The sequence below is a fragment of the Nocardiopsis alborubida genome, assembly GCF_012396365.1.
GTDB lineage: Bacteria > Actinomycetota > Actinomycetes > Streptosporangiales > Streptosporangiaceae > Nocardiopsis > Nocardiopsis alborubida.
Genome location: NZ_JAAXPG010000022.1, coordinates 111,142 through 130,739, shown reverse-complemented (window position 1 = coordinate 130,739; position 19,598 = coordinate 111,142). Strand labels below are relative to the sequence as shown.

Sequence of the window (19,598 nt, the reverse complement as noted above, 5' to 3'; positions counted from 1 at the left end):
CTACCGTTGCGCGAGCGCCTCGAAGTAGGACTTCTGCGCCGGGTAGTAGTCGTCGAAGTCGGGCAGGTCCCGCCCCTCGCGCGAGGCCGCGAGCATGTCGAGGTAGTACTCCCAGCCGGGCCCGACCTCACCCACCGGGGCGTCGGGGGCGAGAAGGTGCGTGAGCGTCAGCGTGGTGGTCCCGCCGGTCTCGGCGAGCCTCAGCTCCATGGCCCAGCGGCCCTCCCCGTCCTCCATCGAGACGGCGAGGCGGTGCGGCGGCTCGCACACCTCGATGCGCACGTCACACCAGGGTTGCCCCTCCTCGTAGGCCATCTGCAGCCTCACTGTGCGTCCCGGGCCCGCCTCGCCCTCCCAGGGGCCGAACCAGCGGGCGGTGCGCTCCGGCTCGGTGACACTGCGCCAGACGTCGTCCGCCGGGGCGCGGAAGACGCGGGTCAGGACCAGCTCACTGCCCTCCCCCGCGGCGAACAGACGGCCGGACGGCGTTGTGCTCATGCGCTCTCCTCTCGGTTGTCCCGCGTGCGCCCGCGCCGTTCCCGACGGGTCCGGTGGACCTCCGTCTCCAGCGCGTCGAGCCGCCCTTCCCATGCGGAGCGTCCGGGCGCGGATCCGGGTCCGGGTTCGGCGGAATCCGGTGCGGCGAACCGACCGATCCACCGGCCCAGCTCGGACAGTCCCTCCGGACGGATGCCGTAGAGGCGTCTGCGCCCGTCGAGCCGGTCGCGGACGAGGCCGCTCTCCCTGAGGACGCGCAGGTGGCGGCTGACCGCCGGGCGGCTGATCACGAAGTGCGCCGAGACCTCCCCGGCGGACAGGTCGGACTCCCGCAACAGGTCGAGGATCCTCCTGCGCACCGGGTCGGCGATCGCGTTCACCACATCGTCCACGACAAAAGCGTAACCCACAGGTTACGCTTTTCACCAGGGGAAGCCCCCGGGGGAAAGCGGGAGAGGACCGCGGACCGCGAGGGGGCCGGGGAAAGGCGAAGGGCCCGTCGCCGAAGCGACGGGCCCTTCTTCGTGACGTTCCGTACTGTGCGCGCCTACCCCCCAGCGGGCGCACGGCCGGCACGTCGGTCATAGTGGCAGAGGAGCCGAAACCCGCTCTGGCCTGCCGGTTCTCACCGGCACGTCTCCACAATAGGTCAAAGCTCGCTTAAGGTGCGAATCCTGTGCACGTGGCCTATGTCGCACCCTCGGGCCTCTGCGGTGGTCCGGCGTTGCCATCCTCCCACCGCGGACGCGCGTATGTACGCCGAACACGGGAAACACGCCGGGAAACTTTGGCCGATCGCGGGCCCAGAACCCCGCGAACACCGCGTTTGCGACAACCGGACCCGCTCGGAGGCGGATCGCGCCCCACCCCGGACACGGCGAAGCCCGGCCGCCCCTCGGGGGCGACCGGGCGTGACCGAGGTCTCACCCGGACGGTCGGGATCAGGACCGTCCGGGCCCCGCCCGGCCCCGCGCACCGCCGCACGGGCGGAGCGCAGGGGCTCAGGCCAGGCGCTTGGCGAGGTTCTCGTCCAGAGCGGCGAGGAACTGCTCGGTGGTCAGGAACTCCTGGTCGCCGCCGACGAGCAGCGCGAGGTCCTTGGTCATCTGGCCGCCCTCGACGGTCTTGATGACGACGTCCTCCAGGGTGTTGGCGAACTCGACGACCTTGGGGGTGTTGTCGAGCTTGCCCCGGTGCTCCAGGCCGCGGGTCCACGCGAAGATGGAGGCGATCGGGTTGGTGGAGGTGGGCTTGCCCTGCTGGTGCTGGCGGTAGTGGCGGGTCACCGTGCCGTGGGCGGCCTCGGCCTCGACCGTGCGGCCGTCCGCGGTACGCAGGACGGAGGTCATCAGGCCGAGGGAGCCGAAGCCCTGGGCGACGGTGTCGGACTGCACGTCACCGTCGTAGTTCTTGCAGGCCCAGACGTAGCCGCCCTCCCACTTGAGCGCGGCGGCGACCATGTCGTCGATGAGGCGGTGCTCGTAGGTCAGGCCCGCGGAGTCGAAGCGGTCCTTGAACTCGCTCTCGAAGACCTCCTGGAACACGTCCTTGAACATGCCGTCGTAGGCCTTGAGGATCGTGTTCTTGGTGGACATGTAGACCGGGTAGTTGCGGTCCAGGCCGTAGTTCAGGCTCGCGCGCGCGAAGTCCTCGATGGACTTGCGGAAGTTGTACATGCCCATCGCGACGCCGCCCGCCTCGGGGAAGTTCGCGATGTCGAACTCGACCGGCTCGCTGCCGTCGGCCGGGGTGTAGGTCATGGTGACCGTGCCGGGGCCGGGCACCTTGAAGTCGGTGGCCTTGTACTGGTCGCCGTGGGCGTGGCGGCCGATGATGATCGGCTTGGTCCAGCCCGGGACCAGGCGGGGCACGTTCTCGCAGATGATGGGCTCGCGGAAGACGACGCCGCCGAGGATGTTGCGGATGGTGCCGTTGGGCGACCGCCACATCTTCTTGAGGCCGAACTCCTCGACCCGGGCCTCGTCCGGGGTGATGGTGGCGCACTTGACGCCGACGCCGTGCTCCTTGATGGCGTTGGCCGCGTCGACGGTGATCTGGTCGTCGGTGCGGTCGCGCTCCTCGATGCCCAGGTCGTAGTACTTCAGGTCGACGTCGAGGTAGGGGAGGATCAGACGGTCCTTGATGAAGGACCAGATGATCCTGGTCATCTCGTCGCCGTCGAGCTCGACTACGGGGTTCTCGACCTTGATCTTGGCCATGGCTGTGTGGCTGTCCCTTCAGTCTTCGCTGCCGCCTCGTGCGTCGCGGACCCGCGTCCGGCTCGTGGCCGGCGCCGGCCCGCGCACCCGGCGGTCCACCGATCCCGCCCGGGGTCCGTGCTCCCCGGGGAGGCGGTGGCTTCTCGGTGTCGCGGTATCTCGACGTCAAGCTTATTCGACGCCTAGGCGGACAGTTGCGGCGCCACCCATGCCAGCACGATCAGCAGGACCGCGAGGGTGCTCAGGGTGAGCAGGTCGATCCACCGGCGGCGCACGGCGAGCATGCCGACCCAGTCCCGGGGCAGGAGCACCCGGAAGGTCGCCGCCAGCAGCAGGGCGCCCGCGATGATCGCCGGTCCGCGCTTGAAGTAGGCCGCGGCCACGACCACGATCCCCGCCGCGAGCGCCGACATGACCAGGAAGTAGGGCACCTGTGAGAGCCAGTACGGCACCTCGGGCCCCTCCTCCTCCGCGGCCGGCCCCCGCGCGACCTCCCCGGAGTCCCGTCCGGAGCCGCCGGGCTCCGGCCCGTCGGGGCCGTCCCCGTCCGGTGGGTCCCCCGCGGGGACCCGCCCGCCGCGGGCCGCCTCGCCTGGTGCCCTCGCACCGGGCGCGCCCTCGTCCGCGTCCGCCAAATCCGCCTGCCCCGCCTTGTCCACCGCGTCCCGACCCGTTCGGTTACGAATGTGCTTGGCCGCCTCGCGGCTCGTTCACGGTCTTCTCCCGGGAACTGGCACGGACCGGCCATCCGTCGAGGACTGGCTGTCCGAAAACCGAACACCGCTCCGGAGGCTCACGCTCATGAGGGTTTCGGCGGCGCCGCGCGGGAAGCGAGGCTTCCCGTCCGGGAGAGACAGCGCCCATTGTAGTGTTCCGCATCGCCGACTCCTCAGGGCTCACGGAAACGGACTCACCCCGGCCCCAACAGCCCGTGACCGTTTCTCGCTTCCGGTTCGGCCACAGAGCCGTATTTGCACGCCTTATCCGTCTAACTCCGGAGTAAGCGCGTAGAACGCTTACCGCCCGGGTAACCAAGGTGGAGATGAGTGCACCGGTGAGCGAGGACCACCCCCATGAAGCCCACTCCACGCGTAGACCGAACCGTCACCCCACGACAGCCTCCCCTCCACCACCGTCGTCCGCACCCCCACCGGCAGCGCCACCCCAGTCCGGGAGGAACCACCGTGGACGGGCCCTACCTCCGCATCGAAGAGACCGGGGACATACGCCAGCTCGCCGGTGAGGTCACCACGGTCGGCCGCGGGGAGGGCGCCGACATCAGGCTGAACGATCCGAGCGTCTCCCAGCTGCACGCCGAACTGGTCCGCCGCGGCCCCTACGTCTACGTGGTGGACCTGGGCCTGTCGCGCAACGGGACGCGCGTGAACGGCCGCCCCATCGCCCGCCGGGTCCTGGAGGAGGGCGACGTGGTGAGCTTCGGCACCGCGCGCTGCCGGGTCGGCGGGCTCCCCAAGGAGCAGATCAGCCCCGACATCGAGCTGCGCCGCGGCGCCGCCCCCGAGCTCACCCGCCGGGAACTGGACGTGCTGACCGCGCTGTGCCAGCCCGCGCTGTCGGAGGAGGCCTTCGTCGCCCCCGCCACCGCCCGGGACATCGCCGAGGCGCTGGTGGTCACCGAGGCGGCGGTCAAACAGCACCTGTTGCGGCTGTACCAGAAGTTCCGCATCCCCGAGGGGCAGAACCGCAGGACGCGGCTGGCCAACGAGGTCGTGGCGCTGGGCCTGGTGCGGCCGATGCCGATGGGCGGCCCCGCCCGCAAGGCCAGCTGAGCGTTCCCGGTCCCACCGGAGGGGCCTCCGCCAACGGTCGGGCCGGGGCCGACTACCCGGCGTGAGCGGCTTCGGCCCGCGAGTGACGCCGGAGCCGTTCCGGGCGCGGACCGCGCGCCCGCGGGCGGCGGGAGGTCCGGCCCCGGGCGGACCGCCGGTGCGCAGGCGGACGGACCCGTGCCCGCCCGCCACGGGCACCGCCGTGCCCGCCCGGTGTCCGGGCCCCGCCTCGGACGGGACCCGGACAGGCGCGGCTAGAGGGCGGCGGCCTGCCGCTCGGCGGCCTCCACCACGTTCACCAGCAGCATCGCCCGGGTCATCGGCCCCACGCCGCCGGGGTTCGGGGACAGGTGCCCGGCCACCTCGGCCACGTCGGGGACGACGTCGCCGACCAGGCCCGAATCGGTGCGCGAGACGCCCACGTCCAGCACGGCGGCGCCCGGCTTCACCATGTCCTTGGTGATCAGCCCCGGCACACCGGCACCGGCGACGATGATGTCCGCGCGGCGCGTGTGCTCGGCCAGGTCCCGGGTGCCGGTGTGGCACAGGGTGACGGTGGCGTTCTCCGACCGGCGGGTCAGCAGCAGGCCGAGGGGGCGGCCCACGGTCACGCCGCGTCCGACCACGACCACCTCCGCGCCGCGGATCGGCACGTCGTAGCGGGTGAGCAGCTCCACGATGCCGCGCGGGGTGCACGGCAGCGGCGCCTCCTGCATCAGCACCAGCCTGCCGAGGTTGGAGGGCTGGAGGCCGTCCGCGTCCTTGACCGGGTCGATCAGGCCCAGCACGCGGTTCTCGTCCAGGCCCCTCGGCAGCGGGAGCTGCACGATGTAGCCGGTGCAGGCCGGGTCGGCGTTGAGCTCGTGGACGGCCTGCTCCACCTGTTCCTGGGTGGCGTCGGCGGGCAGGTCGCGGCGGATGCTGGCGATGCCCACCTGCGCGCAGTCGCGGTGCTTGCCGCGCACGTAGGAGTGGCTGCCCGGGTCGTCGCCGACCAGGACGGTGCCCAGCCCGGGGGTGACGCCGCGGTCGTGCAGCTTCGCCACCCGCTCGGAGAGCTCCTCACGGATGGACTTCGCGACGGCCTTGCCGTCCAGAACGATCGCGCTCATGCGTGTGTCTCCTCGCTCAGTGGAAGAAGTGCCGGGTCCCGGTGAGGTACATGGTCACCCCGGCCGCCTTGGCCGCGGCCACGACCTCCTCGTCGCGGACCGAGCCGCCGGGCTGGACGACGGCGCGGACCCCCGCCTCGGTGAGGATCTCCAGACCGTCGGGGAAGGGGAAGAAGGCGTCGCTGGCCGCCACGGATCCGGTCACCCTCTCGCCCGCGCGCGTGACCGCCAGGCGGGCGGAGTCCACGCGGTTGACCTGGCCCATGCCCACGCCCACGGTGGCGCCGTCGGAGGCCAGGAGGATGGCGTTGGACTTGACCGCGCGCACGGCCTTCCAGGCGAAGGCCAGGTCGGCCAGGGTGGCCTCGTCGGCGGGCTCACCGGTGGCCAGGGTCCAGGTGGAGGGGTCGTCACCGGGGGCGTCGATCGCGTCGCGCGACTGCACCAGCAGGCCGCCGCTGATCTGGCGGTGCTCCACGCCCGCGCCGAAGCCGGAGCCGTCCGCCACGAGCAGGCGGATGTTCTTCTTGCGGCTGAGGACCTCCACGGCCGCGGGCTCGAAGGCGGGGGCGACGACGACCTCGGTGAAGATCTCCGCGATCTGTCCGGCCAGCTCCTCGCCGACGGGGCGGTTGGTGGCGATGACGCCGCCGAAGGCCGACACCGGGTCGCAGGCGTGCGCCCTGCGGTGGGCCTCGGCGTTGTCGGCGCCGACGGCGATCCCGCACGGGTTGGCGTGCTTGATGATGGCCACGCACGGCTGGTCGAAGTCGTGGGCGGCGCGCAGCGCGGCGTCGGCGTCCACGTAGTTGTTGTAGGACATCGCCTTGCCGTGCAGCTGCTCGGCTCCGGCCAGGCCGGTCTCCGGTGCGCCCGCGACGGTGTACAGCGCCGCCTTCTGGTGCGGGTTCTCGCCGTAGCGCAGCACGTCCCTGCGGCTGTGGACGGTGCCCAGGAAGCCGGGCCAGCCCGACTCGGCGGCCTCCTCGTCGGGGGCGTAGTCGGCCGCGAACCACCCGGCGACGGCCGCGTCGTAGGCGGCGGTGTGCTGGAAGGCGAGCCCGGCCAGGCGCTTGCGCTGCTCCAGGGTGAAGCCGCCGTCGCGGACGGCCTCCAGGGCGGCGTCGTAGCTGCCCGGGTCGACCACGACCGCGACGCTGCCGTGGTTCTTGGCGGAGGCGCGCACCATGGCGGGGCCGCCGATGTCGATCTTCTCGATGCAGTCGGCCTCGGAGGCGCCGGAGGCGACGGTGTCCTGGAAGGGGTAGAGGTTGACCACGACCAGGTCGAAGGGGGCGATGCCCAGCTCCTTGATCCTGGCGACGTGCTCGGGGTTGTTCCGGTCGGCCAGGAGCCCGGCGTGCACGGAGGGGTGCAGCGTCTTGACGCGGCCCTCCATGATCTCGGGGAAGCCGGTGACGTCCTCCACGGGGGTGACGGGGATGTCGGCGGCGCGCAGCCGCGCGGCGGTGGAGCCGGTGGAGACGATCTCCACCCCGGCCTCGGCCAGGCCGATGCCCAGCTCCTCCAGACCGGTCTTGTCGTAGACGCTGATCAACGCACGCCTGATGGCCTGCTGGGTCACCGGTTCTCCTTCGTGTCGGTCGCGTCGGTGACGCGCTGCTCGGTGCGGCCGAACCGCACGTGCCTGCCGTCGATGGTCCAGCCCTCGCGGGCGAGCCTGCCGACCGTGTCGACCAGCATCGTCCGCTCCACGGACTTGATGCGCTCGTGGAGGCTGGCTTCGTCATCGTCGTCCTCGACGGGCACCGCGACCTGGTCGATGATCGGACCGGAGTCGACGCCCTCGTCGAGGAAGTGGATGGTGGTGCCGGTGACGCGGACACCGTGGGCGAGCGCGTCACGCACGGCGTGCGCGCCGGGGAAGGAGGGCAGGAGCGCGGGATGGATGTTGACCGCGGGGTGGCTGCCGATCACGGCGGGGCCGAGGATGCGCATGAAGCCCGCGGAGACCACCAGGTCGGGGCGGTGCTCGTGGATGCGCTCGGCCATGGCGGCGTTCCACCGCGAGCGGTCGGAGTAGTCGCGGAAGGGGACGACGAACGCGGGTACCCCGGCCTCCTCGGCCAGTTCGACGCCGCGGGTCCCCTCGCGGTCGGAGCCGACGGCGACGACGGTCGCCCCGTAGGCCGGGTCCCTGGCCGCGTCCAGCAGGGCTGCCATGTTGCTGCCCGTGCCCGATATGAGGACCACCACTCGCGCGGACAATGCTTCTCCCATTGTGTAGAGAACGGTGCGGGAGCCGCCTCCCGCCTCCGGGGGCGCCGGGGGACGGCGCAGCATCCGGATCTCGCGTACGCCGGTCCGGGGGTTCGGCGCGCGCCGGACCGCGCCGGAAGCGTGGTTTGCGGGTGACCCGACCGTCCTCCGCCGTGCGGCCCCTGGCGGGCGTCCGTGGGCCGGAGGCGTCCGTCGGGGGTGGCGGCGGGTGACGTGCGGGCGACGGGCGCGCCCGCTGGGCCCGCCCGCGATCACACCCTATCGGTCCAGGTAGCGTCTACCCACGGGGAGTGGGTGTTGACCGGCCTGTGACGGGGGTCTCGGCGACCCGCGGACCGGCGTGACCATGGACGACGGGTAGCCTCCGCGCAGCGGAGGCGACCACGGCGCCCCGAGAGGGGCGCGCATAAGGAGTGAACCTTGACCGACAACAGCCCGGAGCCCCGGACCGAGGGACAGCCGTCCAGAGCCGAACGCGGCGGCCTGTGGGGCCTGTTCTTCGGGGCGGCCGGCCTGCTGCTGCCGCCCTACGGGGTCGTGCTGTCCGTGTTCGGTGTCGTGCAGGGCTTCCGGGCGAGGCGTGCCGCGCGGGCCAACCGCACCGAGGCGCCGGGCGCGCTGATGAGCGTGGTCGTGGGCGTGCTCGGGATCGTGATGTCGCTGTCGCTGTTCGCGGTGGCCGTGGTGTACCAGGAGCAGATGGCGCAGTACCGGAACTGCTCGGCCCTCGCGCACACGGTCTCCAGCCAGAACGAGTGCGACGAGGCGTGGGAGTCCTCCACCGGCCTTCCGCCCACGGTGGTCATCGGCTAGGGGACGTCCGGCCGCGGGGTCCGACCACCCCCCCGGCGGCGCCTGAGGGGGCGGCGGGGTCTCCCGCCGCCCCTTTCGCGTGCCCGGGCTCCTCCTCGGTCATGACGCGCCCTGCCGTTCCGGTCGCTTCCCGCATCGAGAAACGGCTGCTCACCCATGCCTCGAAGATCCCCCAAGGGATTACACTTAGTATGCAATCAATCACTAAAAGTGCTGACCACCCTTGTGCGGAGAGGACTCGATGGACACCGACGCCTCCGGCCCGTCCGGACCGGAACTGAGGGAGTACACGGCACTGCTGCGCCGCCGCCGGCGGTTCGTCGGCGCCGGCGTGCTCGGCGGGCTGGCCCTGGCCGCCGCCGCGGTGGTCGGGCTCCCCGCCGCCTACACCTCCGTCTCCGCAGTCCAGGTCCAGCCCAGCGGGATGGCCGAGTTCACCGGGGAGCGCTCCGGCCGCCTGGCCGGGGACGTCAACCTCGACACCGAGGCGCAGGTCCTGCTGTCGGACCGCGTGTCGTCCGCCGCGGCCGAGTCCCTGGGTGAGGGGGGCGGCGCCGCGCCCTCCGTGGAGGACCTGCGCGAGCGGGTGGACGTGAGCGTGCCCCCCAACAGCAGCGTCCTGGAGATCAGCTACTCGGCCGGGAGCCCCGAGGCCGCGAGGGCGGGCGCGCAGGCCTACGCCGACGCCTACCTCGAACTGCGCCGCGAGCGGATCGCCGGGCTGATCGACAGCCACCTGGAGGCGCTGCGCGGGGAGCAGGAGGCCCGCTACGAGGCCCTCGCCGAGGCCGCCGGGGAGTCCGCGGACCCCGGCACCGACGCGCGGGTCGAGGCGCTGCGCGCGGAGATCACCGAGCTGGGCAACGGCATCAGCCCGCTCAGCGCCCTGGCGGAGACGGTCGAGGCCGGGAGGGTCATCACCCCGGCAGGGCTCCCCGAGCGCGCGAGCAGCCCGCTGCCCGCCCTGTGGCTGGTCGGCGGCGCCGCGCTCGGTCTGCTGGCGGGACTGCTGGCGGCCGTGGTCCGCGACCGCCTCGACCCGAGGCTGCACGACGCCGAGGAGACCGGGCGGATCGGGACGGTGCCGGTACTGCTCGACCTGTCCGAGCGGGTCGGGCGCGGCCAGCGCTCCCCCGGGCTGCTGTCGGACGGTGACCGGCGCGGCCAGCGGGTCAACGAGCTCGCGCACCTGGTGCGCGCCCGTCTGGCCCCGGGCCCCGTTCCCGCGGCGGCCGACCAGCCCCCGGAGGGTGCCGGGCTGACCGGAACCGGATCGGGTGGGACCGGAGTGATCGACCGCGCCGGAAGAGCCGCGGGAGCGGGCGGCGCCGAGCGAGGGGGCGGGCTGGCCGAGCTCCTCGAAGGCGAGGAGGCGGTCCTCGGACGCGTCCTTCTCGTCACCGCGACCACCCCGGGCCGCGCGGGCGCGGCGACCGCGGTGAACCTGGCCGCGTCGCTGGCCCGCACGGGCTCGGAGACGCTGCTGGTGTGCGCCGACCCCCGCGCCGACACCGTCGGGGAGCTGCTGGGACTGCCGGAGGGCCCCGGCCTGGCCGAGGCGCTGCTGGAGGGCGAGGACCCCGCCGGCCTGGAGGTGCGGCCCGACGTGCTGCCCCGCCTGCGGGTCCTGCGGTACGGGTCGCCGGGTCTGGACGCGCCGGTGCAGGGCACCGCGATGCCGGAGCTGGTGCGGCTGCTGCGTGCGGGGGCGGAGTACGTGGTGGTGGCGGTGGCACCGGTGAGCGAGCGCGCCGACGCGCACGCGCTGGCCGGTTCGGCCGACCTGATGCTGCCGGTGGTCGAGCTGGGGCGCACGCGCCGCACCGAGCTGAGGGGGCTGCTCGTCCTCGCCGACCGGTTCGGGGTCCCCCTTCCGGGCACGGCCGTCCTGCCCCGCCAACCCCTGGCCGGGCCCGCGCCGCTGGCGTCGCCGTCCGCCGCCGGAGTGGACGGGGAGGAAGGACTCGCCGGAGCCGGTCGCGCGCCGGGGAGGGACGAAGCGGCCGAGAAGACCGTGACGGACGAGGAGGGTGCGGCGACCGGGAAGGCCGAGGGGCCGGCCGGGACCGCGAAGGGCCGCGCCGGTGCGGGGATCACGCTGACCGGCATCGTCAGCGAACTGCCCGCCGCTGCCGGGACCACGGGGGCGGAGGTGCGCGGTGGGACGGCCCGGCCTCCGGCGCCCAGGGAGGCGGAGGGGGTGCCCGGGGTGCCCGGTCCCCGGCGGGCGGAGGCCGCGGAGGATCCGGCGGAGCCCTCGGATGACGTGGAGTCTCCCCTCGACGGTGGGATACCCGCGGGTCTGGAGGTTCCCCGTGTGCTGGGCGGCGACGGCGCCACCCAGGTTCCGGTGTCCCCCGAGGGCGCCGAAGGCTCCCCTGCCTCGGAGACCACCGGGACCGGCCGGGCGGCGGAGGACACCGCGGCCCCGGGCACGGTCGGCGCGGACCCGGCTGGCACGGACGGAGCCGACCGGACCGACGGGAGCGGCGAGACCAGCGCCGCCGCGGTCCCGGACACGGCCTCGGAGGCGGAGATGGCCTTCGGGCTGGCCCGGACCGCTGAGGCGCAGGAGTCCCACGCCCCCGAGGCGACCGTCAGCGGCGCCGAGGCCACCGAGGCCCTCGTGGCCTTCGCCGCCGAGGAGACCGAGGACTCCCGGACGAGCGGGGCCACCGAGGACCCCGCCTCCCCGGACACCGCCCCGGGGACCCGGAACTGATGGCCTGGAGCACGTCCGCCCGCGTTCCCCGGCCGGCCTCCGGGGCGGTGGGCCCCGCCGTCGGGGGCCTCGGGGACCCGCTCCCGGCGGGCGGGCACTCCCCCGTCGCCGGTCGGCCGCTGCTCTGGCTGCTGGCCGGGTACCCGCTGTGGTGGGCGCTGGGCCTGGGGCAGTTCGCGTACTGGCTGTTCGCGGTCCCGATGGCCGCCGAACTGGTGCGCCGCCACCGGACCACGGGGCTGCGGGTCCCGCCGGGGTTCTGGCTGTGGGCGCTGTTCCTGCTGTGGACGCTTCTGGGCCTGTGCCTGGTCCAGCTGGAGATGCCCGGCACCGTGCCGGGCAGCGGCGGATACGGCGGCGCCGTGCTCCGGGCGGTCAACTACCTGGTGCTGACGGTCCTGATGCTCTACGTCGGCAACCTCTCCGAGCGCGAGCTGCCCACGCGCGCGGTCGCGGGCGCGCTGGCGGTGCTGTGCCTGGCCACGATCGCGGGCGGCTACCTGGGCATGCTCGCGCCCCGGTTCGAGTTCACGGCCCCGGCGGAGTACCTGCTCCCCGGGGCCCTCGCCTCCGACCCCTACATGCAGACCCTCGTCCACCCGGCGTCCGCGCAGGTCATGGACATCTTCGGGTACGAGTCGGCCCGCCCGAAGGCACCCTGGGAGTACACCAACATCTGGGGTTACATGCTCTCCCTGCTGCTGGTGTGGCTGGTGGTGAGCTGGGTGGTGCAGGGTTCGGGCTGGGTGCGCTGGGGCGCCCTGGCCGCCGCCGCGCTGGCCGTGGTCCCCGCCGTGTACTCGCTCAATCGGGCCCTGTGGGCGGGACTGGCGCTGTCCGCGGCCTTCGCGGCGCTGGTGGCGCTGCGCCGCGGCCGGGTGGTCCTGGTGAGCGCCTGCGCCGCCGCGTGCCTGGTGGTGCTTCTGGCACTGGCCGCCTCACCGCTCGCCGACGTGGTGCGGTCCAGGCTCGACAACCCGCACAGCGACGACGGCCGGGCCGCCACCAACGCGGCGTCCGTGGAGGCCGCCCTGCTGTCCCCGGTCACGGGATGGGGCACCACCCGCGAGAGCCTGGGCAGCTCGGACTCGATCGCGGTCGGCCCCACCGCCGAGTGCCCCGGCTGCGGCCAGCACGTCATCGGCAACGCGGGTCAGCTGTGGATGACGCTGATCGCCGGCGGCTGGGTGGGCACCGGTCTCATGTTGGCCTTCTTCGCACACGTCGTGTGGCGCTACCGCCGCGCGTCCTCGCTGGAGGGGCGGGGCGCGCTGCTGACCGTGCTGCTGCTGTTCTGGTACATGTTCTTCTACGTCGCGCTGATGTCCCCGCTGGCCGTCACCATGGTCGCCGTCGCCCTGCTGTGGCGGGGCGAGGAACCGGTGCTGCGGCGGCGGACCGCGCGCACCCGCGGGGGTCTTTGGTGAACAGCGAGACGACCTACCTGACCGACCTCGCCGCGGTGCTGTGGCCGTGCGGCGGGCTGCTCGGCCCCGGCGACCGCGGTATGCGGCGGCTGGTCCGCCGCGACCGGGGCACCCAGTACCTTCCGGTTCCCAACGCGCAGAACCCCCGGGTGATCCTGCCCGCCCACGACCGGTCGGCGGCCACCCGGGGCATCACGTCCTTCTCCCAGGGGCACTCGTTCCGGGAGCGGGCGCGCACGCTGCTGCTGACCGGGGCGTTCGCCACCGGGCTGGCCCCGCTCCTGCTGCGCGACCGGCTCTACGTGGGGGCCGGTCCGGGCATCGAACACGCGCTCACGTCGGCGCTGGACCGCGAGCTGGCCGTCGCCATCCACGTGGGCCCGCCCCGGGCCAACCGCAAGCCCGTGCTCCTGCTGCTCACGCCCGGCGGTCGCACGATCGGCTACGCCAAGGTGGCCGTCAACGACCTGACCTCGCGCCTGGTGCGCGCCGAGACGCGGGCCCTGCGCCAGCTGGCCGAGGCCCGTCTGCCGGACGTGACCGTTCCCCGGCTGATGCACGAGGGCGAGTGGAACGGCCACCCGCTGCTGGTGCAGGAGGCGCTGCCGGTCGGCGTCCAGACCGACCGACCCACCCGGCGCCAACTGCTGAGGTGCGTGACGCAGATCGTCGGGCTGTCCAGGGTGCGGCGCCGAAGGCTCTCCGACAGCCCCTACCGGCGGTCGCTGGAGGAGCGGATCGTGACACTGGGCACGCGCCCCGAGGTGGCGCCGCTGCGCGCCGCGCTGCGCCGCCTGCCCGATGTGTACGTGCCGTTCGGCGCCTGGCACGGCGACCTGACCAGGTGGAACATCGCCAGCACCGCCCGGCGCGCGTTCGTGTGGGACTGGGAGCGGCTCGCCATGGACGCGCCCGCGGGCTTCGACGCCCTGCACTACGACCTCAACGAGTGCGTGCAGGCCGGGGTCCACCCGGGCGTGCACCGGTGGTTGGAGAGCGGGTCGCGGCTGCTGCGCGACCCGCTGATGTCCGAGACCGGGGTGAGCCCCCACACGGTGTCCACCGTGATGGCGCTGTACCTGATCGACCTGGCCACCCGGTACCTGCACGACCGGCAGGACGAGAGCGGCGGCCACCTCGCGGCCGTGGACGACTGGCTGCTGCCGGCGCTGGAGGGGCTCCAGGAGAGGGCGGCCCACGAGGCCCGCGAGGCCCGCCAGGTCTGAACGGCCCGCCGCGTCCGAACGCCCCGACAGGTCCGGACGGGCCCGCCGGACCAGGCCCCCCGATCGATCGACACGACCCGTCGAACCCGGGCGCCGAGGACGGCGGCCTGGGTGACCGAAACCGCGACAGAAGGAGCACGTGATGCCCCGGAGCACCGTTCCCGTCCTGTTCCACCGCATGGCCGTCCCTGCCCGGAAGGCACTCCTGCCCCTCGCCGACGGCCTGGGCGCGCTCACCGCGCCGGCCCGCGCGCTGCCCGACTTCCTCGTCTGCGGGGCGCAGCGCTCGGGCACGACGTCGCTGTTCAGGTCGCTGTGCCTGCACCCGTGCGTCACCGGCCCCACCCTGCGCAAGGGGGTCCACTACTTCGACACCGGCTACCGCGGCGGCCCGGACCGGTACCGGGCGTACTTCCCCCTGCGCGCGTCGCTGCGGGCCCGGCGGGGGCGCCCCCGGGTGAGGGTGGTCGAGTCCAGCCCGTACTACCTGTTCCACCCCCTGGCCGCCGAGCGGATCGCCCGCGACCTGCCGGACGTGCGGGTGGTGGTCATCCTGCGCGACCCGGTGGAGCGGGCCTACTCGGCGCACGCGCACGAGACCGCGCGCGGGTTCGAGACGGAGCCGTTCGAGCGGGCGCTGGAACTGGAGCCGGAGCGGCTGGCCGGTGAGGAGGAGCGGATGACGGCCGACCCCGGGTACCGCTCGTACTCCCACCAGCACCACGGCTACGTGGCGCGCGGCCGCTACGCGGACCAGCTGGCGCGGATGGAGAAGCACCTGGGACGGGACCGGATGCACGTGGTGGACCACGCCGACCTGTTCGACGGCACGGCGCGGGCCCTGAACGGGGTGGAGCGGTTCCTGGGGCTGCCGCCCGGGCCGGGGAACGCCCCGGGCAGGCACAACGCGCGCGCCCGGACGACGATGCCCGGGGAACTGCGTGCGGAACTGAGCGCGCGGTTCGCCGACAGCGACGCCCGGTTGGCGGACTGGTGGGGGCGCGTCCCCTCGTGGCGCGCGTGACCGCCGCGGCGGAGCGGGAGCGGGCGGGGCTGCGCCGCGTCCTGCGCGGCGGGGCGGTCAACATGGCGGGGGCCGTGGTCGGCGCCGCGCTGAACCTCGCCGTGATCGTGACGATCACGCGGGCGTTCTCCCAGGAGACGGCGGGGTTGCTGTTCTCGGCGACGTCGGTGTTCCTGATCGCCGCGGTGGTGGCCAACCTGGGCGCGTCGGACGGGCTGGTGTACTTCATCGCCCGGATGCGGGTGTTCGGGGAGCCCGGGGGCGTGCCCCGGCTGCTGCGGACGGCCGTGGCCCCGGCCGTGCTCGTGGCGTGCGCGCTGGCGGTGCTGCTGCTGGTGTGCGCCGGGCCGGTGGCACGGGGCCTGGGCGGCGACGGAGCGGAGGTCTACCTGCGGCTGCTGGCGGTGTTCCTGCCGTTCGCGGTACTGGCGGACACGGCCCTGGCCGCGACGCGCGCCCACCACGACATGGCCGGAACCGTGCTGGTGGACAAGGTGGGCCGTCCTCTGGCGCAGCTCGCCCTGGTGGCGGGGGCAGCGCTGTCGGGGGCGGCGGGGCTGTTGGCCCTGGCGTGGGCGGGGCCGTATCTGCCCGCGGCTGTGGTGGCGTGGTTCTGGCTGGGCCGTGTCGTGCGTCGGGCCGCTCCCGAGGCCGGCGGCGCCGACGGTGCGCCCGGGTTCACCGGAACAGCCGTGGTTCAGGAGACCGTGGAACGGGTGGACGCGCGGACGTTCTGGTCCTTCTCCCTGCCGCGCGCGGTGGCCGCGGTCGCCCAGATGGGCGTGCAGCGCGGCGGCGTGGTCCTCGTGGCGCTCCTGAGCGGGCTGACCGGAGCGGCGGTGTTCACGGCGGCCACGCGGGTCATGGTGGTCGGCCAGTTCGGCACGCAGGCGGTGCTGTACGCGGCCCAGCCCAGGTTCGCCGAACAGCTGGCGACGGGCGACCACGCCGGGGTCCGGGCCCTCTACCAGGCGGGAACGGCGTGGCTGGTGTGTCTGCTGTGGCCTTTGTACCTGTCGGTGTTGGTGTTCGCTCCGGAGGTGATGCGGCTGTTCGGGCCGGAGTACGCGGCGGGGGCGACGGCGCTGACCGTGGTGTGCGCGGGCCAGCTGACGGCCGCGGCGCTGGGCATGGGTGACCTGGTCCTGACGATGACCGGACTGACCCGGCTGAACCTGGTCAACAACGTGCTGTCGCTGGCGGCGAACGTGCTGGTGTGCGTGCTGCTCGTGCCCGTGGCCGGAGCGGCCGGGGCGGCCGTGGCCCTGGTGGCCGCGATGCTGGTGCGCAAGCTGCTCCCCCTGTGGCAGCTGCGGTCCCGCGTGGTGCTGCACCCGTTCAGCCGTCCGGTGCTGGCCGCGACGGCCAGCGCGCTGACGTGGTTCGGCGCCCTGCCGCTGGCGCTGGAGGCGCTGCTGGGCGGCGGAATCGCGACGCTGGCGATGGCGGTGGCCTCGGGAGCTGCAGGGCATCTGGTGACGGTGTGGTCGCTGCGGGGACTCCTGGGCCTGGGCCCGCGCCGGTGAGGCACACGGCGGTGACCCGGGACGGCGGTTGACGGCGGTGCGGGCACGCCGAGGCGGGCGGGCCCGGGGGACCCCCCGTTATCCATGAAAGCCCCCGCGCGCCCGGCGGAAGACGCCCTCTCCGCCTGTGGACAACCGGTGCGCCTCGCCGTGACCATCCCAGCGACTACACAGAGTTATGAAATGATGACCACATGTCTCCACGACCGGTTCTCCTGGTGGCCTCCAGTGGAGGGCACCTCACCCAGCTGTGCTCACTGCGCCCCTGGTGGCGGCACCGCGAGCGCGTGTGGGTGACCTTCCGGACCCCCGACGCCGAGTCCGCCCTGACCGGCGAGCGCGTCCGGTGGGCCTTCCACCCCACCACCCGCCACGTGGGCAACCTGCTGCGCAACGCCTGGCTGGCCGTCCGCGTCCTGCGCGAGCGGCGCCCCTGCGCCGTGGTCACCACCGGTGCCGGGGTGGCCCTGCCGTTCTTCGTCCTGGCGTGGCTGCTGCGGATACCGACCGTCTACATCGAGGTCTACGACCGCCTCGACACACCGACGCTCACCGCCCGGCTGTGCCGCCCGTTCACCCGGCTGTTCCTCGCCCAGTGGGAGGAACAGCGCGCCTTCATGCCGACCGCCATCACGGTAGGACCGCTGCTTTGACCGAACAGACCACGCGTCCCGTCCCGCGCCCCGACGACAGCGGCCACCCCGACGTGGTCGTCAGCCTCGGCACCGACCACCACTCCTTCGACCGGCTGGTCCGCTGGATCGACGACTACGCCAGGCGCCGCCGGACCTTGCGCTTCCTGGTCCAGCACGGGCACAGCGCCGCCCCCGCCGTGGCCGCGGGCACCCCCTTCCTGCCCGGGGAGGAGCTCGGCGAGCACATGCGCCGGGCCCGGGTGGTCGTCGCCCACGGCGGACCGGGCACCATCGTCCAGGCCCGCCGCGCCGGACGCCTGCCCATCGTCGTCGCCCGCGACCCCGAACTGGACGAGCACGTCGACGAGCACCAGCTCCTGTTCGTGCGGCGTCTGGAGGAGGCGGGCCGGATACGCTCCTGCGCCACCCCCCAACAGCTCTTCGCGCTCCTGGACAGGGCGCTCGCCTCACCCGGGGACTTCCGGGTGGATCCCGGCGACGGCGAGGGCACCGAGCGCGCCGCGCTGCGCGCCGGGGAGCTCATCGACCTGCTCACCGGTGTCCGGGACGCGGCGGCGGAAACCGCCGCTGGGACCGCCGCGGACCCCGACGCACCGGCCACCGGATCCGCCGTCCGCACCGCCGGAAGCGACACGGGTCCGCTGGCCACCAACCGAACCGGCCACCAGACCGCCGACCGCGCCTGCGCGCAGACCGCCGCGCGGACCGGCGCACCCGACACCGCGCCCCGACCCGGCGTGACCGTGGTGGTGCCCACCCGGGACCGGCCGGAACTGCTGCGCCGCACCCTGCGGGCGATCAACGAGCAGGACTACTCCGGCCCCATCACCACGATCGTCGTCTTCGACAACGACCAGCCCGACCCCTCCCTGGCCCGCTCCGACGGCGACCGCCCCGTGCGGGTGGTCACCAACACCCTCACCCCCGGCCTGGCCGGGGCCCGCAACACCGGCGTGCTCGCCGCCGACACCGACCTGGTGGCCTTCTGCGACGACGACGACACGTGGCTGCCCGGGAAGCTCCGGGCGCAGGTCGACGTCATGCTCGACGAGCCCGGCACCGAGCTGGTGTGCTGCGGCATCCGGGTGGTGTACGACAGGGTCGAGGCGGTCCGCAGCCTGGACCGCACCAGCGTGACCTTCGGCGACCTGCTGGGCTCGCGCCTGACCGAGCTGCACCCGTCCACGTTCCTCATCCGGCGCCGCGCCATGATCGACGGCTGCGGAACCGTCAGCGAGGAGATCCCCGGCAGCTACGCCGAGGACTACGAACTGCTGCTGCGGCTGGCCCGGCGCGGCCCCATCCGCAACATCCCCGAGCCGGGAGTGCGGGTGCTGTGGCACCGCAGGTCGCACTTCTCCGGGCGCTGGCGGACCATCTCCACCGCCCTGCGCTGGCTGCTGGACCGCTACCCCGAGTTCGCGCTGGTGCCGCGCGGCCACGCGCGCGTGGCCGGGCAGATCGCCTTCGCCGAGGCCGCCTCCGGGCGCCGACGCGCCGCGCTGCGCTGGATCGGCACCACGGTCCGCAGCCGCCCGGCCGAGGCCCGCGCCTACCTGGCGCTGGCGGTGGTGTTCGGGGTGCCCGCCGGGTGGATCACGCGTGCGCTGCACCTGCGCGGCAGGGGCGTGTAACCTCGGTCCGCGCGCCGGATGCCCGGCGCGCGGACCGAGCAGCCGGGAAGGACGCGCATGATCCGAAAAGCCACCTCCGAGGACGTCGAGGAGGCGGCGGACACGCTGGCCGCCGCTTTCGCGGACTACCCCTTCACCCGTCACGTGATCAGCGCCGACGGTCACGGAACGCGGCTGCGGGAGTTCCAGCGCGTCTTCCTCGCCGACGTCGGCCTTCCGTACGGACGGGTGTGGGTGAGCGACGACCTCCGGGCGGTCTCCGTCTGGACGGTGCCCGGCTCCGACGGCGCGCAGGAGGCCATGGAGGCCCTGCTCCCCCGGCTCGTGGAGCTGGCGGGCGACCGCGCCCCGGCCTACGCGGCGGCCGAGGCCGCCATGGCGCCGTACCGGCCGGAGGAGCCGGTGTGGTTCCTCGGCACCGTCGGCGTCCACCCCGCGTCCCGGGGTCAGGGCCTGGGGCGCGCGGTGGTCGGAGCCGGTCTGCACGAGGCCGACACGGCGGGCTTCCCCGCGTTCCTGGAGACGTCGACGGAGGACAACGTGGGCCTGTACACGTCGCTCGGCTTCCGGGTGACCGCCGAGTACGAGCTGCCCGGGGGCGGCCCGCGCACCTGGTCCATGTTCCGGCCCGTGGGCGGCTGAATCCGGTACGCCCCCGCGCACGGGCCTCACCGGGCGGGGACGCGGTACTGGACCGGGGGCGGCGGCAC

At 73.9% G+C, this 19,598-nt stretch carries 17 protein-coding genes; 10 read left to right on the top strand and 7 right to left on the bottom strand.

Annotation, left to right across the window (positions count from 1 at the left end; genetic code table 11):
• From HGB44_RS22055 to HGB44_RS22040, 4 genes are all read right to left on the bottom strand, one after another.
• Entirely contained in the window at window positions 1-498 is a 498-nt protein-coding gene (locus HGB44_RS22055; RefSeq protein WP_061082777.1) for an SRPBCC family protein, read from the bottom strand.
• On the bottom strand, window positions 495-890 hold the full coding sequence (locus tag HGB44_RS22050; protein WP_061082778.1) for a metalloregulator ArsR/SmtB family transcription factor: 396 nt from the start codon (window positions 888-890) through the stop codon (window positions 495-497). The genes HGB44_RS22055 and HGB44_RS22050 overlap by 4 nt, the downstream gene beginning before the upstream one ends.
• A 609-nt stretch (window positions 891-1,499) precedes the next feature.
• Entirely contained in the window at window positions 1,500-2,717 is a 1,218-nt protein-coding gene (locus tag HGB44_RS22045; RefSeq protein WP_017564068.1) for an NADP-dependent isocitrate dehydrogenase, read from the bottom strand.
• 182 nt (window positions 2,718-2,899) lie between these two features.
• Complete coding sequence (locus HGB44_RS22040) at window positions 2,900-3,376, bottom strand: DUF3017 domain-containing protein (RefSeq protein ID WP_061082779.1); 477 nt, start codon at window positions 3,374-3,376, stop codon at window positions 2,900-2,902.
• A gap of 525 nt (window positions 3,377-3,901) precedes the next feature.
• On the opposite strand from HGB44_RS22040, the gene HGB44_RS22035 reads away from it, so the two are divergent.
• On the top strand, window positions 3,902-4,507 hold the full coding sequence (locus HGB44_RS22035; protein WP_061082780.1) for an FHA domain-containing protein: 606 nt from the start codon (window positions 3,902-3,904) through the stop codon (window positions 4,505-4,507).
• A 254-nt stretch (window positions 4,508-4,761) separates the two neighbouring features.
• Here the strand turns inward: HGB44_RS22035 and HGB44_RS22030 are convergent, their stop codons facing one another.
• The 3 genes from HGB44_RS22030 to purN are packed head-to-tail and all read right to left on the bottom strand — an operon-like array spanning window position 4,762 to window position 7,836.
• On the bottom strand, window positions 4,762-5,619 hold the full coding sequence (locus HGB44_RS22030; protein ID WP_061082781.1) for a bifunctional methylenetetrahydrofolate dehydrogenase/methenyltetrahydrofolate cyclohydrolase: 858 nt from the start codon (window positions 5,617-5,619) through the stop codon (window positions 4,762-4,764).
• Between the two features lie 16 nt (window positions 5,620-5,635).
• Entirely contained in the window at window positions 5,636-7,204 is a 1,569-nt protein-coding gene (gene purH, locus HGB44_RS22025) for a bifunctional phosphoribosylaminoimidazolecarboxamide formyltransferase/IMP cyclohydrolase (protein WP_061082782.1), read from the bottom strand.
• Window positions 7,201-7,836 carry a phosphoribosylglycinamide formyltransferase gene (purN, locus tag HGB44_RS22020; RefSeq protein WP_061082783.1) on the bottom strand — a complete coding sequence of 212 codons (636 nt, stop codon included), beginning with the start codon at window positions 7,834-7,836 and terminating at the stop codon, window positions 7,201-7,203. The genes purH and purN overlap by 4 nt, the downstream gene beginning before the upstream one ends.
• A 444-nt stretch (window positions 7,837-8,280) precedes the next feature.
• Between purN and HGB44_RS22015 the strand changes: the two genes are divergently transcribed.
• The 9 genes from HGB44_RS22015 (at window position 8,281) to HGB44_RS21975 (ending at window position 19,530) form a co-directional block, all read left to right on the top strand.
• The gene (locus HGB44_RS22015) at window positions 8,281-8,673 is read left to right on the top strand and encodes a hypothetical protein (protein ID WP_061082784.1); all 393 of its coding nucleotides are present in this window, start codon (window positions 8,281-8,283) and stop codon (window positions 8,671-8,673) included.
• A gap of 241 nt (window positions 8,674-8,914) precedes the next feature.
• A complete protein-coding gene (locus HGB44_RS22010; protein WP_061082785.1) occupies window positions 8,915-11,395 on the top strand; it encodes a lipopolysaccharide biosynthesis protein in 2,481 nt (826 codons plus the stop codon).
• Window positions 11,395-12,822 carry a ligase gene (locus HGB44_RS22005; RefSeq protein ID WP_061082786.1) on the top strand — a complete coding sequence of 476 codons (1,428 nt, stop codon included), beginning with the start codon at window positions 11,395-11,397 and terminating at the stop codon, window positions 12,820-12,822. The genes HGB44_RS22010 and HGB44_RS22005 overlap by 1 nt, the downstream gene beginning before the upstream one ends.
• Window positions 12,819-14,048, top strand: a complete 1,230-nt coding sequence (locus HGB44_RS22000) for a phosphotransferase (protein ID WP_061082787.1) — start codon at window positions 12,819-12,821, stop codon at window positions 14,046-14,048. The genes HGB44_RS22005 and HGB44_RS22000 overlap by 4 nt, the downstream gene beginning before the upstream one ends.
• Window positions 14,049-14,190: 142 nt before the next feature.
• Window positions 14,191-15,072 (top strand): sulfotransferase domain-containing protein, encoded by an 882-nt coding sequence (locus tag HGB44_RS21995; RefSeq protein WP_061082788.1) that lies wholly within the window; start codon window positions 14,191-14,193, stop codon window positions 15,070-15,072.
• Window positions 15,042-16,598 (top strand): lipopolysaccharide biosynthesis protein, encoded by a 1,557-nt coding sequence (locus HGB44_RS21990; RefSeq protein WP_061082789.1) that lies wholly within the window; start codon window positions 15,042-15,044, stop codon window positions 16,596-16,598. Before HGB44_RS21995 ends, HGB44_RS21990 begins: the two co-directional genes overlap by 31 nt.
• Window positions 16,599-16,792: 194 nt before the next feature.
• Complete coding sequence (locus HGB44_RS21985) at window positions 16,793-17,251, top strand: glycosyltransferase family 28 protein (RefSeq protein WP_061082790.1); 459 nt, start codon at window positions 16,793-16,795, stop codon at window positions 17,249-17,251.
• Entirely contained in the window at window positions 17,248-18,888 is a 1,641-nt protein-coding gene (locus tag HGB44_RS21980; protein WP_061082791.1) for a glycosyltransferase, read from the top strand. Before HGB44_RS21985 ends, HGB44_RS21980 begins: the two co-directional genes overlap by 4 nt.
• A 57-nt stretch (window positions 18,889-18,945) precedes the next feature.
• Window positions 18,946-19,530 (top strand): GNAT family N-acetyltransferase, encoded by a 585-nt coding sequence (locus HGB44_RS21975; protein WP_061082792.1) that lies wholly within the window; start codon window positions 18,946-18,948, stop codon window positions 19,528-19,530.
• Window positions 19,531-19,598 lie beyond the last annotated feature (68 nt).